The organism is Levilactobacillus koreensis JCM 16448, from assembly GCF_001435525.1.
GTDB classification, from domain to species: domain Bacteria; phylum Bacillota; class Bacilli; order Lactobacillales; family Lactobacillaceae; genus Levilactobacillus; species Levilactobacillus koreensis.
In genome coordinates this window covers 1-15,157 of record NZ_AZDP01000019.1, presented here as the reverse complement: position 1 = coordinate 15,157, position 15,157 = coordinate 1, and the positions used below count along the sequence as shown (strand labels likewise).

General features: G+C 51.3%; 13 protein-coding genes. 10 read left to right on the top strand and 3 right to left on the bottom strand.

Going from position 1 to position 15,157, the window contains the following annotated elements; translation table 11 throughout:
- Positions 1-311 precede the first annotated feature (311 nt).
- A complete protein-coding gene (locus FC99_RS01075; RefSeq protein ID WP_056986448.1) occupies positions 312-1,073 on the bottom strand; it encodes a MerR family transcriptional regulator in 762 nt (253 codons plus the stop codon).
- A gap of 250 nt (positions 1,074-1,323) precedes the next feature.
- Between FC99_RS01075 and FC99_RS01070 the strand changes: the two genes are divergently transcribed.
- From FC99_RS01070 to dnaB, 4 genes are all read left to right on the top strand, one after another.
- On the top strand, positions 1,324-3,339 hold the full coding sequence (locus tag FC99_RS01070) for a DHH family phosphoesterase (protein WP_082153207.1): 2,016 nt from the start codon (positions 1,324-1,326) through the stop codon (positions 3,337-3,339).
- Positions 3,340-3,663: 324 nt separating this feature from the next.
- On the top strand, positions 3,664-4,122 hold the full coding sequence (rplI, locus tag FC99_RS01065) for a 50S ribosomal protein L9 (protein ID WP_048733665.1): 459 nt from the start codon (positions 3,664-3,666) through the stop codon (positions 4,120-4,122).
- A 136-nt stretch (positions 4,123-4,258) separates the two neighbouring features.
- Complete coding sequence (locus FC99_RS01060) at positions 4,259-5,017, top strand: Fic family protein (protein WP_048733663.1); 759 nt, start codon at positions 4,259-4,261, stop codon at positions 5,015-5,017.
- Positions 5,018-5,169: 152 nt separating this feature from the next.
- Positions 5,170-6,564 (top strand): replicative DNA helicase, encoded by a 1,395-nt coding sequence (gene dnaB / locus FC99_RS01055; protein WP_048733662.1) that lies wholly within the window; start codon positions 5,170-5,172, stop codon positions 6,562-6,564.
- Between the two features lie 738 nt (positions 6,565-7,302).
- On the opposite strand, the gene FC99_RS01050 is transcribed toward dnaB, so the two are convergent.
- Positions 7,303-7,833 carry a flavodoxin family protein gene (locus tag FC99_RS01050; RefSeq protein ID WP_048733660.1) on the bottom strand — a complete coding sequence of 177 codons (531 nt, stop codon included), beginning with the start codon at positions 7,831-7,833 and terminating at the stop codon, positions 7,303-7,305.
- Positions 7,834-7,980: 147 nt separating this feature from the next.
- Here FC99_RS01050 and FC99_RS01045 point away from each other — a divergent pair, with 147 nt between their 5' ends.
- Both FC99_RS01045 and FC99_RS13725 read left to right on the top strand, forming a co-directional pair.
- Positions 7,981-8,733 (top strand): SDR family NAD(P)-dependent oxidoreductase, encoded by a 753-nt coding sequence (locus FC99_RS01045; RefSeq protein WP_048733658.1) that lies wholly within the window; start codon positions 7,981-7,983, stop codon positions 8,731-8,733.
- A gap of 84 nt (positions 8,734-8,817) precedes the next feature.
- Entirely contained in the window at positions 8,818-8,991 is a 174-nt protein-coding gene (locus tag FC99_RS13725) for a hypothetical protein (protein ID WP_156166911.1), read from the top strand.
- Positions 8,992-9,023: 32 nt separating this feature from the next.
- Here the strand turns inward: FC99_RS13725 and FC99_RS01040 are convergent, their stop codons facing one another.
- Positions 9,024-9,734, bottom strand: coding sequence for an IclR family transcriptional regulator (locus FC99_RS01040; RefSeq protein ID WP_048733657.1), 711 nt, complete (start codon positions 9,732-9,734; stop codon positions 9,024-9,026).
- Positions 9,735-10,109: 375 nt separating this feature from the next.
- Between FC99_RS01040 and FC99_RS01035 the strand changes: the two genes are divergently transcribed.
- The 4 genes from FC99_RS01035 (at position 10,110) to FC99_RS01020 (ending at position 14,815) form a co-directional block, all read left to right on the top strand.
- On the top strand, positions 10,110-11,285 hold the full coding sequence (locus tag FC99_RS01035) for an MFS transporter (RefSeq protein ID WP_048733654.1): 1,176 nt from the start codon (positions 10,110-10,112) through the stop codon (positions 11,283-11,285).
- 74 nt (positions 11,286-11,359) lie between these two features.
- Positions 11,360-11,638, top strand: a complete 279-nt coding sequence (locus FC99_RS01030) for a hypothetical protein (RefSeq protein ID WP_048733652.1) — start codon at positions 11,360-11,362, stop codon at positions 11,636-11,638.
- 460 nt (positions 11,639-12,098) lie between these two features.
- Positions 12,099-13,709, top strand: a complete 1,611-nt coding sequence (locus tag FC99_RS01025) for a peptide ABC transporter substrate-binding protein (RefSeq protein ID WP_048733649.1) — start codon at positions 12,099-12,101, stop codon at positions 13,707-13,709.
- Positions 13,710-14,578: 869 nt separating this feature from the next.
- Positions 14,579-14,815: a hypothetical protein gene (locus tag FC99_RS01020; RefSeq protein WP_048733647.1), complete on the top strand. Its 237-nt coding sequence runs from the start codon at positions 14,579-14,581 to the stop codon at positions 14,813-14,815.
- The last annotated feature ends 342 nt before the right edge of the window (positions 14,816-15,157 follow it).

Here is a 15,157-nt window from a genome sequence, read left to right as displayed (position 1 = left end):
GAAGCCTCGAAAATCACGAGTCTACAAGCTTGATTTTCTACTAAGCCGGCAAGAGCCGCCAGCCAAGTAGAACGACGCGCCTGAGCCCATATCTGTCGACCTCTCGGCTTATATAGTGTGCATAGACGACGAAGATAATGACTGTAATAGACGTTATCGATTGGACCGAAAGCGCTAAGTCTCTACGTTTTTCGACTGCTGTCGTGGTAAAGCACAATCAGAGCCGGAGTGCGGCAAATTTACACTAATCTAGTGGTGTGAATTCTTGCCGATACGGGGACGAGACAGGTAGTTCATCTTCTGAGCCTTAGTTACTTTGCATACCGCTGAATTACGGCGACCAACGTTTCGGCGGTGTTCGGTAAACCAACGCGGTCGTTGTAATAACTGGCAAAACGGTCATCGTCCAAGTACATTTGGGCTAAGCCTTGGTGGGCCGCTGCCGAGTAATTGTTCCACGTGAAACATAGCCATTGCCGGTGAAGTTGGTAGACTTCCTCTGCCGTTGGACTGGTTAGGTCGCCACTCGCTGCTACCGTTTTGAGAGCGGTAAGCAAGTGCTGTTCCGTTTCCTGCATGGCTTGATAGTCGGCCTCGCTTAAATTGCCAAAGCGCTTTTGGCTGTCGTCGATAGTCTTTCGACCATACAACTGGCGGGCTTCCTTGCCGAATTCACGGTCGTTTTCGGTGAGTTGTTGTCGTTTGAATGCGGCGAATTTTTCTGAATCGGTCATTTGGGGACCTCCTTTGCGGGCCGCTAGCGTGCGGTCCAATGTGTTTAGCAAGTTGGTCAGGTAGTCACGTTTCGCGGCCAATTCTGCGCGCTGTTGGGCTAACGCGGCCGTTTGGTCAGTGGTTGACTGGTCGAGTAGTGATTGAATTTCCGTTAAGCTAAAGCCGAACGCCTGGAAATAGCGAATCAACTGCAACCGGTCGACTGCTGATGCTGAATATTCCCGGTAGCCGTTATCCGGATTGCGGCTGGCGGGTAATAGTCCAATTTGATCATAGTAGCGTAACGTTCGCGGACTGACGCCAGCGAGTTGCGCGAGTGCTTGAATGCTGTAGGCCACGAGGACCACCTCCTGTCTTGCTTAGAATCTACTATACGGGTTGCCGTAGCGTCAAGGTCAAGGGAAAAGTCGGCGGAAATTTACCCGCCCCTAAATCCCCAGTCAGGCCCGGCATGGCGGGCTTCTATCCGGGAGACAAGTTTTGTGATTACCCCGGAGTGTGATAAAATAAGGGTATTATTTGTAAGTTGCGGTCGGTGGTTTTTCCCGGTCCGCACAAATTTTCCAGACGAATCAGATGAGGAGAAAAATGAATAAATTATTTTCGCGAGCTAACGTGCCTGAATTCTTACAGAACCGGCGCTTGCGGGGCATTGCTGTGATGACGGCATTACTCGCCATCTTGGGAATCGTCCTGTCATTTTTGCTCAATTGGATCTTCGGCATCGTGATTTTGATCCTAGTGGGCATTGCGACGCTAGTGACGTTTAATACCATGGCCGAAATCGGGTCCGACACGACGCAGTACATTTCCGACCTGTCGTTTCGAATTCAGCAGGGTGAGCAAGAAGCGCTGCTCCGCATGCCACCTGGTGTGATGATTCTGGGAGACAACAACCAGATTGAGTGGGTCAATCCTTACCTCCAAAAATATTTTGGGGACCAGGATGTCTTGAACCGGACCATCGCGACGGTCGACCCGGACTTGGCGAAGTTGATCGATGACGCCGAGCCCAAGACCATGACGACGGTTCGCTGGCAAGACTACCGCTTTACGCTGTATGTTCAACCGGATTTTCACGCCATTTACCTCTATGACATCACGCACTACGAGTTGATTCAAGAGCAGTATGACGATGAGAAAATTGCGATTGGCCAAGTCTTCTTGGATAACTACGATGAAATTACGCAGTCGATGACCGACCAGGATATTTCAAACCTGCGAAATTACGTCACCAACGAGTTGTCCGCTTGGGTGCAACAGTTTGACATGTACTTAAAGCAACTAGACGACGACCACTACTTCATTCTGGCCTACGCCAAGTCGCTGGCCGCCATTGAAGCCGATAAATTTAAGATTCTGGATACCATTCGGGAAAGCACGTCCAAGCAAAACTTCCCGTTGACCCTGAGTATCGGGATTGCTTACGGCGACCCCAACTTAAACAAGTTGGCCGACCAAGCGCAAAGCAACCTGGATCTCGCCCTGGGACGGGGTGGGGACCAAGTTGTTGTGAAGGCCGCCGACCAGGAAGCCCGCTACTATGGCGGGAAGACCAACCCGATGGAAAAACGGACGCGGGTGCGGGCCCGGATGATTTCACAAGCCTTACAAGAGCTGATGAACGAGTCCGACCAAATCTTCGTTCAGGGACATTCACAACCTGACATGGACTCACTGGGGGCTTGCCTGGGAATTCGTCGGATCGCTCAGATGAACCAGAAGACCTGTTGGATCGTGTTGGATAAGGAAACGGTCCACTCCGATGTGCAACGGTTGCTGGACAACCTGAAGGCTTATCCAGAGATCGATGCCGCCATCATTTCACCAGAAGAGGCGTTGGAGAAGGCCACCGACCAGAGTATGTTACTGATGGTCGACCACTCCAAACCGTCAATCTCGATTTCCGCTGAGCTCTACCACCGGATGGAAAACCGCGTGATGATCATTGACCATCACCGGCGGGGTGAAGAGTTCCCTGAAAATCCACTGTTGGTCTACATCGAACCTTACGCCAGCTCGACGTGTGAGCTGATCACCGAAATGTTTGAGTACCAGTCACAGGAGAGTGAACCCATCAACAAGCTGGAAGCCACGGCGATGTTGACCGGAATCTTCGTCGATACCAAGCACTTCTCGTTGCGGACGGGAACCCGGACGTTTGACGCCGCCAGTTATCTGCGGTCAGCCGGCGCCGATGCCGTCAAGATGCAGCAATACATGAAGGAAAATGTCGACAGTTACCTGCAACGTAATCATTTGATTGAAATGGTCGAGTTCGTCAATGAGGACATGGCCATCGTTGCCGGTGAGGAGGACCAGACGTATGATCCCGTCACTGCGGCCCAAGCAGCCGATGACTTGCTCAACATGTCTGGCGTTGATGCCTCGTTTGTCATCACGCGCAGAGCGGATGGCCGGGTCGGTATTTCCGCCCGGTCGTTGGGTGAGATCAACGTTCAGCTGACCATGGAAGACATGGGCGGTGGTGGTCACTTGTCCAACGCCGCAACCCAGATCGCCGACAAGACGGTGACTGAGGTCAAGCAGCAGTTGCTCGACATCTTGAATAAGTCGGATGAGCCGGAACCGGTGACGACTTAGAAATTGATGGTAAAGAAACTGTGGCATATCAAAACATGTGATGAAGAATCTAATCCATTGTGGGTTGAATCAATGTCAGCCGAGAGGGCGATCAAAATAGGCTCAGCCGTGGCACTGCCTTAGCAGAGTGGTTCTCTCGGCTTAGGCAGAACCGAGTTTTGAGACCTGTTTTGGGGGCTCAAAATCGTGTTCACAGCGTTCCAGCCTATTTTGACCGCCCGGTAAGGCGAGTGGGACATCAATTTAACCCCACAACGATTAATTGCTTCTTACCAATAGGTAGCGTAGGATTAATTTAGAAATGAAATTAGAGGAGTGACCGCCATGAAAGTCATTTTTATGAAGGATGTTCGCGGAAAAGGTAAGCGCGGGGAAATCAAAAACGTTCCCGATGGCTATGCCCAAAACTTTCTGATCAAGCGGGGGCTGGCTAAGGAAGCCAACCAATCCGCCATGAGTCAGTTATCCGCAGAACGCAAAGCTGAACAACGGCGTGAAGCCGAAGATCTGGCCGAAGCACAGGAATTGCAAAAGCGCTTGGAAGACAAGAAAACGGTTGTTGAAATCGTGGCTAAGGCTGGGGAAGACGACCGATTATTCGGGTCCATTCCTAGCAAGCAAATTGTCCAGGCCTTAGACAAGCAGTTCGATTTGAAGATCGACAAGCGCAAGGTCGACCTCCCAGAACCCATCCGGACGTTAGGCTTCACCAACGTGCCGGTTAAATTACACAGTGATGTGATCGCCAAAATTCGGGTTCACGTGGTCGCTAAGCAAAAATAAAGTTAACTTGAAAGTCGTCCGTTCTGGGCGGCTTTTTTCGTTCTCGCGCTGGCGTGAGTCGAATGATTTCCTAGGACTCGAAAGTAGTGTATGATTCAGTGTAATAGTTGAACTGACGTGAGGGGGTGTTGGTGAAATGTCTAAGCAGGATAATACAGCATTAGCAAGGTTTATAACGTCTCTAGGCAGTCTAAACGATTACGGTAGTACCGTCGCACAGACAAAACAAGCGTTGGATTTGAACTCGCCACAACCGCTGAATCAGGGTGGGGAAGACGTTGCAATTTTTCAAGACGCGCTACAAGGGATTGCGGCGGTGAAGCAAGTAGGATTTTCTGTCGATGGCATTATTGAGATCAATCGGGCGTTTGCCACGCCATTGGTTGAGCAGCCAACACTACCGGGACACTTACGAAATGGGTTTTATAATGAGGACGACCGCATCGCCATTACAATCGATTCGCGGGCGCGGCTGAGTTATTTTCCACCGGAAGTCGTTACACGTGCGGACCTTCAGGCAATCGTGACGGCATTTCAGGTGTCCCCGCGGGATGAGACGGCAGCTTGGCGTGTTTTCGCTGATTTGGCCAAATTACAACCGTTTCAGGACGGCAATAAACGGACCGCGCTGATTGCGGCCAACGCGGCGGCCAATACTTGGGCTCACGAAAATTATTTGGTCCTGCCATTTAATGACCTCGACCGCGTTGATTTCACGACAGCCCTGATGCGCTACTATTTGGCAACGGATAAAACCGCGGCCCAACAGGCTTTTGACCGGATGATGGCGGTCTTACCATCGAATCGCGAACAGCAGCTCCACCGGCCAATTTCACCCACGGAAGACGCCCGACTGCAGCGGGTTCGCGTGAAACCCATGCTGCGTAAGGGCTAGATATTGCCATTTCCCTACTGTGAATTTACATGGTAAAATGTAGCTCTAGACGTCTAATATGAACTCAGAATTTATCGCCGTCAGCGAAGCAGTTGACGGCGACGCTATCGTTGAAGCCAGTAAGCAACAAGTTAAGAGGTAATCGGTTAAGCATGGATAATAATGTACTGACAGACCACACACCACCACAGAACCTCGATGCCGAAAAGGCCGTCCTCGGGGCGATCTTTTTGAGTACCGATGCCTTGGTGGATGCGCTGGAATATCTGGAACCGGAGGACTTTTACCGCCGGGAACACCAGATTATTTTCCAAGCGATGATTGATTTGAACGACCGCGATGAGGCCATTGATGTGGTTACGATTACGGACCGGTTGACGGCGAAAAACGAGTTGGAAGACGTGGGTGGGATCACCTACATCGCTGACTTGGCTGGCGCCGTGCCCACCGCGGCCAACGCGACCTACTACGCCAAAATTGTGCAGGAAAAGGCCATTTTACGGCGGTTGATTCAAACGGCTACGAACATTGTCACCCAGGGCTATCAACAGGACGAAGACGTTTCTGACATGCTCGACAATGCCGAACGTGACATCATGAGCGTCGCTGAGACCCGGAACCAATCCGGATTTAAGCCAATTCGTGACGTGTTGAATTCGTCCTTTGAGGAAATCAACAAGCTGTCCGAACAGGGTGATGTCATCACCGGACTGTCGACGGGTTATGCCGAGTTGGATAAAATGACGACTGGGCTGCACGACGACGAATTGATGATTCTTGCCGCCCGGCCAGCCGTTGGGAAGACCGCGTTTGCGCTAAACATTGCCCAAAACGTGGGGACCAAGACGGACAAGACCGTCGCCATTTTTAGTTTGGAAATGAGTGCCGAGTCGTTGGTCAACCGGATGTTGTGTGCGGAAGGGTCGATCGACGCCAACCATTTGCGGACGGGGCAACTGTCCGAGGAGGAATGGCAAAACCTGATTGTCGCCATGGGGAGTCTGGCCAAGGCCAGCATTTACATCGACGACACCGCCGGGAACAAGATTACCGAAATCCGGGCAAAATGTCGGCGACTCGCTAAGGAAAAGGGCAACTTGGGCTTAATCGTGATCGATTACCTGCAACTGATTGAAGGGACCAACCACGAAAGCCGGCAACAAGAAGTTTCCGATATTTCGCGGCAGTTAAAGAAGCTCGCCAAGGAATTGCACGTGCCCGTTATCGCGCTGTCCCAACTCTCACGGGGCGTTGAACAGCGGCAAGATAAACGGCCAGTGCTGTCCGATATCCGTGAATCCGGGTCGATCGAACAAGATGCCGATATCGTCTCCTTCCTTTACCGGGATGATTATTATGAGCGTGAAGGCGATGAAGACGGCGGCGACAATAATGGCGACCCCCGTGATGATGGCGACCAAGATGTTGGTGAAGTCGAAGTCATTATTGAGAAGAACCGGTCGGGTCCTCGGGGCACGGTCAAACTGCTCTTTGTGAAATCATTTAATAAATTCTCATCAGTCGCGTATACGCCGGATCAAAATTAGGAGTTTTCCTGGAAGAGGTTGAATAAGCACGTTCTGATGCTGAAAAAAGCGCGGAAATTTATCCGGATGAATTTGATATAAATCAAATTACGGGGCAACATCATTCTGATTGAGGTTATAATTAGAGGATAAATAGTGTTTATGCGCAAAATTCATAAGAGTGTGCCAGAAAGTTCACACTTTCATCATATTTTCCGATTAGTATATGAAATATAGAAGTTGACCACTTGGTTGCTTCTACCAAAGATTAACAATCTTTTTTCATGTACTCCTCCTCCCCTGGAATAATGAAAAATAGTTAACGTCATTCTTATATAATGACGTTACCCCTACTCCGATGACCATCGCTTTCCCCGAGCGGTGGTTTTTTTGTGCAAAGAAATTAAGAGTGGGACAGAAGGCGGTTAGTCAATGAGCATTAACGTCGCTAGACGAATAATCCCGGTTTTGGATTGTTTGTCTAGCGGGGTTAAGCGGAGTTGACTGCCTTTTGGCGCACGTTTTGACCATATACGTTTGGAGCGCAAAATGGGTCTGGGACTTTTGTCCCAGACCCATTTTAAGATCCATCTTAAAGCGGGTCCCAAGCGATATCATCAATATTGGTCCAGTCAGAGTTGTCTTGCTCGCGTTGTTCAATGACGGCTAAAGTTCCCGTCGTAAGAGGATATTGTGTTTCGGTCATTACTGATGCTCCTAACTTATCCAGAATAATTCAGATGTTTCACATGAAACATTCTAAACTATTTTCTCCAAATTCAAACGTAACGCGTCAAAACTAGCAGGCAACGTGCTCATCTCAGCCACATCGTTCGGGCCATCTGCCGTGACCGTAGCCACGCCGCGAAAGTCCATTTTTAACCACTCGCAGGAGTAGCGAATGGCATTAGCAATGCCCGCCGCCTTGATTTCTGGCTGGTCGGCCCCCACCACCAGCAAGTAGATGCGCTTGCCTTGGAAGGGGAACCCGTTGGTGTAGCTGTCAAACCAGCGGTCCATGAAGACTTTCAGTGGGGCGGCCATGTCATACCAATAGACTGGCGTGGCTAGCACAATATCATCGGCCACGGCCATTTGAGTCATCAGCGTTTCGTAGTCATCGGTGGGATCTGCTTGCGGTCGACCGGTGTCGCGGTTGTCCTGAACAAAATTCAGGTGGTGGTCCATTAGGTGAATCGTTGTGTGGGGAATGCCAGTCAGTAGGCGTTCACCTAGGGCTGCGGTGTTGCCATGTTTACGGGCACTAGCGTTAAATAGTAAGACGGTCATGGTCAGGTCTCCTCCTTAGAGTCAGTTTAGGGAAAGCCACCGGCAAATGCAATTGACAACCCTCGCTTGGCGTCGTATAGTATGCGGGGTCGTGGCCAGTAACGTTCGGCATGGCCGAACCCCCGATTTAAACGGGAGGTATTTCAGATGAAAACAGTTGTTATTACTGGCGCTACGTCCGGCATGGGCCTCAGCGCCGTCAAACTTTTTAGTCACCGGGGTTGGCAGGTCGTATTGGCCGACTTGAACGCCGCCAAGGGGACGCAAACGGTCACGGACCTCACTCAGGCCGGGTACCAGCACCTCTTCTTTCACGCGACCGATGTCAGTCAGGCCGCTTCGGTGCAAGCCCTAGCCGCAGCAATCAGTGATCGCGGTTGGACCGTCGATAGTGTCATCAACAATGCCGGTATCTTTGTGCCCGGCGAGCTCCACGATGTTGAAGAAAGCGCGTGGGACCGCATCATGGCAGTCGACGTGAAGGCCATCTATCTGACCAGTCGCGCGTTTGTTCCGGGCATGATTGCTCAGGGCCACGGGACCATCGTTAACACCGGGTCCATTTCCGGCCTGCGTGGCGACTACAACATGGCTGCTTACAACGCGGCAAAAGGGGCCGTGGTCAATCTCGTGCGGGCCATGGCGCTGGACTACGGAAAATATAATATTCGCGTGAATAACGTCGACCCGAGCGCGACCAAGACACCAATGTTCATGGCCAATCCACCGGAGGTCGTCGCCCAATTTGAACAGGCCAATCCGCTCAGACGTATCGCCAAGCCCGATGACATTGCTCGCGTCATGTATTTCTTGGCCAGTGACGAGTCCGACCCCATCAACGGGGAAAACTTGCCAGTTTCAGGCGGCCTAGAACAGCATTCCGGCCAGCCCGTGCAATAAGCCAAGTGATGAAGGGCGAGTCGTTGTTCCCCTGACCCTTTAAGGCTATAATTTAGATAGTGTCAGAAGGGAGCGGAACGAGCCGTGAACAAGATAATCAACTATCTGTTTTTCGTGTGGGGCCTTTGTGCCTTCGCCGCGTTACGCTTTTTGGGGAGCTTTCCTAGTGGGAGCTGGGTAAAAATTGGGGTGTGGACGGTTCTAGGCCTCTTTGCCGTGATTCTCGCCGTTATTGATTATAAATACAAGCATAAGTAGAAGGTCGTCCAGCGAATGGGCGGCCTTTTTGGTTACAACCGTTCCTTCAATTGGCTCACTAATTTCAGCAGGGCCGTTTCGCCAGCCGCCAAGGTCGTTGCATCCCCGGGAGCCACCACACTTAAGCTCGCCAGCAATTTGTCGCGGTGGTCGCGTAAGCCCACGGCCACACAGCCAATGTGGTCGGCCTGTTCCCCGTGGTCGTATGCCACGTTGCGGGCTGTAATCTCTGGGAGTTCAGCACGGAAGCGTTGGGCTGCCGCAGTCGGGACGGTGGCCAAATAATCGTGCTGAAAGTCAGTCGGCGCGGCACTCAACAGGAGTTTGCCAGCAGCCGTAGTGGCTAAAGGATCATCTGCCCCCGGGGCCGCCGACACGTGCTGGGGGTGCGGTGCTTCAATTTTAGCTAGGTAGTGAGCGCCATTGCCGCGGCGAACGGCGACGTGGACGGCCAGATTCAGGTCAGTGGCGAGGTACGTCAGCTCGGGGCGCAACAGGAGCAGGAGTTGATCAGTTGGTAGTGGGGTGGCCAATGCCAGCGCCGCACGACCCAAGGAATAGGCCGCCGTCTGGGGATTCTTGTAGAGTAGCTCATCGGCGGTCAGTGTCGCCAGAATTCCGAATAAAGTCGTTTTAGGCAACTGAAAGACGTTCTGCAGCGTTTTTAGTGACGTCTCCGGGTGACCAGCGATATACTGGCAAATGGCGGTGGCCCGGTGAATGGATTGAATCAGTTTAGTCATAATTTCCTCCTAAGTGGGGCTAGTGTTCCCGGAAGTCCAGTGATAGAATTGATAAAGTCTAATTGAATTTTAATCTTAGGTAGCTAAAGGCTGAAAGTTTTTGTGAATGCTGGTGGTACGTGGCAATGGTATGAGGCCCCAAACCAGAGAACATCGACCAAGCATAACCGTCATACATATTTTTGTCGGTCGATGGTTCTGTGGGTAATGGAAGATGCAGCTTATCAGGTGGTGTACCCCTACTTGTGTGCTGGTGTTCTTCCGGGCTGAAGCGGCCCCACAACAGGCGTAATCCCTGAAATCCGCAGTACGACCAGTGTTACCACAAGCTATCTTTCAACGTTTAGTGACATCATCGCAAGGAGGCGAGTCGGGTTGCAAGAGATCCGTTTACGCTGGTTACTACTGGGCGCTCTATTCAGCAGTATCGGCATGAGTTTTATTTGGCCGTTAACGACGATTTACCTCCACAATCGGTTGGGGGCGTCGTTAACGACGGTTGGGGTGATCCTACTCCTGTACTCCCTAGCAAATGTGTTGGGGAGCGTTCTGGGTGGTCGGCTATTTGACCGACTGAACCCGTACTATCTGACGATCGGCGGGGTCTGTGTCTCGCTGGTCACCTTGGCGGCCTTGATGGTCAACCATGGCTGGCCGGCATTTCCCATCGCCTTGATCTTCCTGGGGTTTGCCTCCGGCTGGACGCTGACGATGGTCAACTCACTGGGGACTACAATTCACAGCCGCGATGGCCGCTACATCTTCAACATGCTTTATTTCGCACAAAATCTGGGGGTCGTCTTGGGGACCGCCCTGGTCGGCTTCGTGTACGCAACGAGCGTGACGTTGCTCTTTGGCATCGCGTTTAGCCTGTTCGTGTTCTTCTTCATCGTGGTCGTCGTCTGCTACAAGGCCCCGGCCGTGATGAACCGGCAGGCCAGCACGCAAGAGAAGACGGCCGTACACATCGCGTTGCCCAACCGGCGAATCATGGGGACCTTCTTTGTGTCGCTGGTGGTTATCTGGATCATGTACGAGCAGTGGGTCTCCAACCTTTCCGTTTACATGACGGGGATGGGCATTCCGATGAAGGAATACAGCTTGCTATGGACGCTAAATGCGGGCCTGATCGTTGTTTTCCAGGCCGGGCTAAACTGGCTCGGCAACTACTTCAGCAATCTCTACTTACAGGTGTATGCCGGGATCTTCTTCGTGGCGTTGTCGTTTGTCACGTTGATCTTCGCCAAGGACTACCTGCACTTCGTCATCGCCATGATTATTTTAACCATGGGCGAGGCCACGGCCTTTCCCGCGATTCCCGCAATCGTTAACAGTTTAACGCCCAGCGTGGTCAAAGGGAAGTATCAGGGGATGGCCAACGCGTGGGCGTCGATGGGCCGGGCGTTCGGGCCGCTCTTTGGTGGGATCGTCATCGATAACTCTTCCTATACGTTGCTCTTTATCATTGCGGCGGTCGCAAACCTGTTGATTTTAGGGCTCAACGGACTAGTCATTTCCACGAACCGTCGTCACGTCGAAACTTTCAAATAATTTTGCTTGCGTTTGGGTGTATAATTGGTTTAGAGTAACAACTAGGATTTTTAGGGAAATTGGGGAGAAGCAAAATGAAAAAGAGAGCACGGGGAATCAGCGGCCTGCTGATCGGCCTGGTTGCTGGGGGACTCCTGTTCGCTCAGACACCGCGCAATCAGTCGACCGTGACGGATTCTGTCGTTCAACCAACCTCTGGGCAAACGATGGTCAAATTGTCCAGTCAAACGGGGAAGGGTCACGTTCAGATCAAGACGCAAAAAACAACGAGTCAGGCGGGCAAGACGGTCAGTCGGCAGACCACGACGACCGCGGCGACTCAGCAAGAGAATCAGCATGGCATGAATAAATAAAAAGTTTTTTAGCTGATTTTTGAACGTTTAAACACAGCATATACATTTGAGTTAACCTACGGCGACGCGGGTTAGCTCTTTTTTTGACCAATTATCCCTAAAATATACATAAAAATGAATGTTTATAAAACTATTGACTTTAAAAATGAATGATGATAAATTAAATATCAATCAAACAGACGTTATCAAGAAGAGTAACTTCACCACAACAGCCAAGCGAGTTCGGGACGATGGGAGCCGAACATGAACGGGGAAGCGAAGCGCATCTTGTAGTCGTGCCGGTGAATGCAGTAGCCGCCACTGGGTCGTGCCCATTACCGCACGGTGAGTTGGTCAGCGCCAACTCCACGAGAGATAAAACAAGGTGGTACCGCGAGCGAGTCGCCCTTGTTGACCTGAGGGGGTCAACGAGGACGGCTGGCTTTTTTTATTCAGATAAAACGAATGAGGGGTAATTAAAATGAAAAAATTATTGGGATTAGGATTTGGGTTATTAGCAGTTGCGGCTTTAGCAGGTTGTGGGACGACGGAAGCGCACAGTAGCGCAGACAAGGCCTTGAACGTCACGATGGTGGGAAATCCCGCCACGGCCGACCCGGCTATTTCCGGCGACAGTAACAGTTCCAGCATGATCGGCCAGACTGAAGAAGGGCTGTATACGTTGAACGAGAGCGGCAAGGTCGTCGCTGGTGTGGCCGAAAAGGTGGTCAAACCGACCAAGGACGGCACCGTTTATACCTTTAAGATCAAGCAGAACGCGAAATGGCAAAACGGTGACCCCGTGACCGCGCAAGACTTTGTGACCAGCATGGACTGGCAGGTCAATCCACAATCCAAGTCGCAGGTCGCAAACAAGCTACAGTACGTGAAGAATTACGCCGCCATTCAGGCTGGTAAGCAGGATCCCTCGACATTTGGCGTGAAGGCCTTAGACAAGCATACCTTGCAGATCACCTTGTCGAAGCCCCAACCTTGGTTACCAGATATCCTGGCGACGGCCGTTTATCCGATGAAGACGGATCTCTTTAAGAAGTACGGCAACAAGTACGGGACCTCTTCCGAAAAGACCATGTCCGAGGGCGCCTACAAGTTGGTCGGCTGGAGCGGGGCCAACGATAGCTGGTCCTATGTGAAGAACGACCACTACTGGAACGCTAAGAACGTCAAAATCAAGAAGATCAACGTGCAGGTCGTCAAGGACCCAGGGACGTCATCCAACCTCTTCAAGTCCGGCAAGGTCCAAGAAACCACGCTGTCCGGTCAATACATCAAGCAAAATGCTAACAATCCTGAGATGACGACCACGCTGAATAGCTCGATGCGGTTCCTGGAATTTAACGACAAACGGACCGTGACACACAACACCAAGGTTCGGCAGGCCTTCTCCTACGTGGTCGACAGAAACGCGTTGACCAAGAACGTCTTGCAGGATGGCTCCGCGGCGGCTAAGAGCCTAATTCCTTCCGGTGACGGCAATAACCCGCAGACGGGCGAGGACTTCTCTAAGGAAGTGGGTAACCTGGTCAGTTACAATCCAGATAAGGCCACAAAATTGTGGAATGAGGCCAAGAAGGAACTCGGCATCAAGAAGGCCAGTCTGGAACTCCTGACGGCCGACACCGACGAACAGAAGCACACGGCCCAATACCTCCAACAACAAGCCCAGAAGTACATGCCAGGTCTGACATTGACCATTAAGTCGATGCCGTTAGCTCAACAGATTGCCAAGGGTGCCGCTGAGAACTTCGACATTGATTTGGACGGCTGGACCACCGATTTCCGGGACCCAGCGGACTTCTTGCAAATGGCAGATGGCACGAGTTCGGTCAACTTCACCAAGTGGAATAACGCCCACTTCACGGACCTGATGAACGAGGTCAGCGACACGGCCAGTCACACCACGGAACAGCGGTGGACGCTCATGAAGGAAGCCGACACCTACGTCACCAAGCAAGCCGGCTTAGTCCCGCTGTACCAACAAGCCAAGGCCCACTTAGTGTCTAAGTCCGTTGGCGGGTTGAAGTATACGATGATGAGTGATGCACAGTATAAGTATGCTTATTGGAAATAGAGTGCGGAGCGGGGCGCTTAGGTCCTGAGCATTAACGTGACAAAGTACTTGACCGGGTTCCCCCGGTCGAGTGCTTTGTCGGGTTAAGCGCAGGGACCTGCCCCGCGGAGCACGTTTCGGAAGTCGCCAGACTAGGGATGTAAAATGTGGATGCCAAGCTTAGCGGTCTAAGACGGTATCGACTGAAAGAACTATCTGGTTTGAGCGCAGGGACCTGCCCCGCGGAGCACGTTTCGGAAGTCGCCAGAATAGGGATACAAAATGCGGATGCCAAGCTTAACGGTCTAAGACAGTATCAGCTGAAAGAACCATCTGGTTTGAGCGCAGGGACCTGCCCCGCGGAGCACGTTTCAGAAGTTGCCAGAATAGGAATATAGCCTGAGAACTCCAGGCTTAACGGTCGAGCAAATGTCATTACAAACTTCCGACCTAAACCGAGACTAGCTTAAGCAGATAAATCAGACAGCTCACCTCATCTTACAGATACCGTCGTCCCAATAGGCCTATACCAAAGATTTTACCCAAAATTTTCACAAACTTTACCTCCTCAGTGAGCGTCCGCCCTGAGAGACGCCACTCACCGAGTAAAATGAAACCAACCCCCTCTAGAAAAAGTCGTCACGACAATCAGGTCGTAGCGGCTTTTTTGCTAGGTCAGCTGTTGCGTCAGTTGCGAGTGTGAACCAACTGGTGATGGGAAAAGTATTTCAAAAAGATGGTCTATAATCATGGTAATTAAGGGTAAAGTTATGTTACCCTAAAATATAGGAGGTTGGGGAACCCCCTGAATTGTTACTTGGTCACGGCGAAATTGGCCAGTAGCGAGTAGCGTCAGAACACGTGGTGAGACTATCGAGGAGGATGGTGTCATGCATTTACATGAAGTGTTTTTGGAGAAGGTTCATCAGACGGTTGACCTGTTAGGGGTTTTTATCTGTTTGTTGGTACCGGTATTCCTGGTCAAGGCCGCTGTGGATTTCTTCGTTCAGGGGCAGCTGTTTTGGCGGGACTACGGGGTCTTGTTTTTACAATCAGTAGGTGGTCTCATCGTGGCATTCTTGCTGGTTGATTTGGTAGAAGTGATTTACGATTATCGGTCACGGTAAGTACATAAGTGACGGTGGATGACGGGCTCATTAGTGAGTGCACCGATCACAAATAAAAACGCACGGTAGAAACCATCGGAGGTTCTACCGTGCGTTTTATTTTGGGCTGAATTGAATCTGGTCTTAGCCTAGCACCTAGTAAATGTTGCGGTCTAAATACTAGACTAACAAAATAATTATCGCCATAAACAGGTGACGTAAGTCCATATTTTTCAATCGGTAAGGCGGGGTCGCAGTTAGTGCCTAAAGGTTGAAAAATGAAATACCTGTCTCGTCCCAATATTGGTAAGCATTCGCGCCACTAAATTAGTGCCAATTTGCCGCACTCCGGCTGACAGGAAT

What these genes read in the sequence shown, in the direction of transcription:
- dnaB (WP_048733662.1), top strand. Translation starts at nt 5,170, where the DNA reads ATGGATAATAATGTACTGACAGACCACACACCACCACAGAACCTCGAT.
- rplI (WP_048733665.1), top strand. Translation starts at nt 3,664, where the DNA reads ATGAAAGTCATTTTTATGAAGGATGTTCGCGGAAAAGGTAAGCGCGGG.
- FC99_RS01045 (WP_048733658.1), top strand. Translation starts at nt 7,981, where the DNA reads ATGAAAACAGTTGTTATTACTGGCGCTACGTCCGGCATGGGCCTCAGC.
- FC99_RS01070 (WP_082153207.1), top strand. Translation starts at nt 1,324, where the DNA reads ATGAATAAATTATTTTCGCGAGCTAACGTGCCTGAATTCTTACAGAAC.
- FC99_RS01030 (WP_048733652.1), top strand. Translation starts at nt 11,360, where the DNA reads ATGAAAAAGAGAGCACGGGGAATCAGCGGCCTGCTGATCGGCCTGGTT.
- FC99_RS01060 (WP_048733663.1), top strand. Translation starts at nt 4,259, where the DNA reads ATGTCTAAGCAGGATAATACAGCATTAGCAAGGTTTATAACGTCTCTA.
- FC99_RS01040 (WP_048733657.1), bottom strand. Translation starts at nt 9,734, where the DNA reads ATGACTAAACTGATTCAATCCATTCACCGGGCCACCGCCATTTGCCAG.
- FC99_RS01025 (WP_048733649.1), top strand. Translation starts at nt 12,099, where the DNA reads ATGAAAAAATTATTGGGATTAGGATTTGGGTTATTAGCAGTTGCGGCT.
- FC99_RS01050 (WP_048733660.1), bottom strand. Translation starts at nt 7,833, where the DNA reads ATGACCGTCTTACTATTTAACGCTAGTGCCCGTAAACATGGCAACACC.
- FC99_RS01020 (WP_048733647.1), top strand. Translation starts at nt 14,579, where the DNA reads ATGCATTTACATGAAGTGTTTTTGGAGAAGGTTCATCAGACGGTTGAC.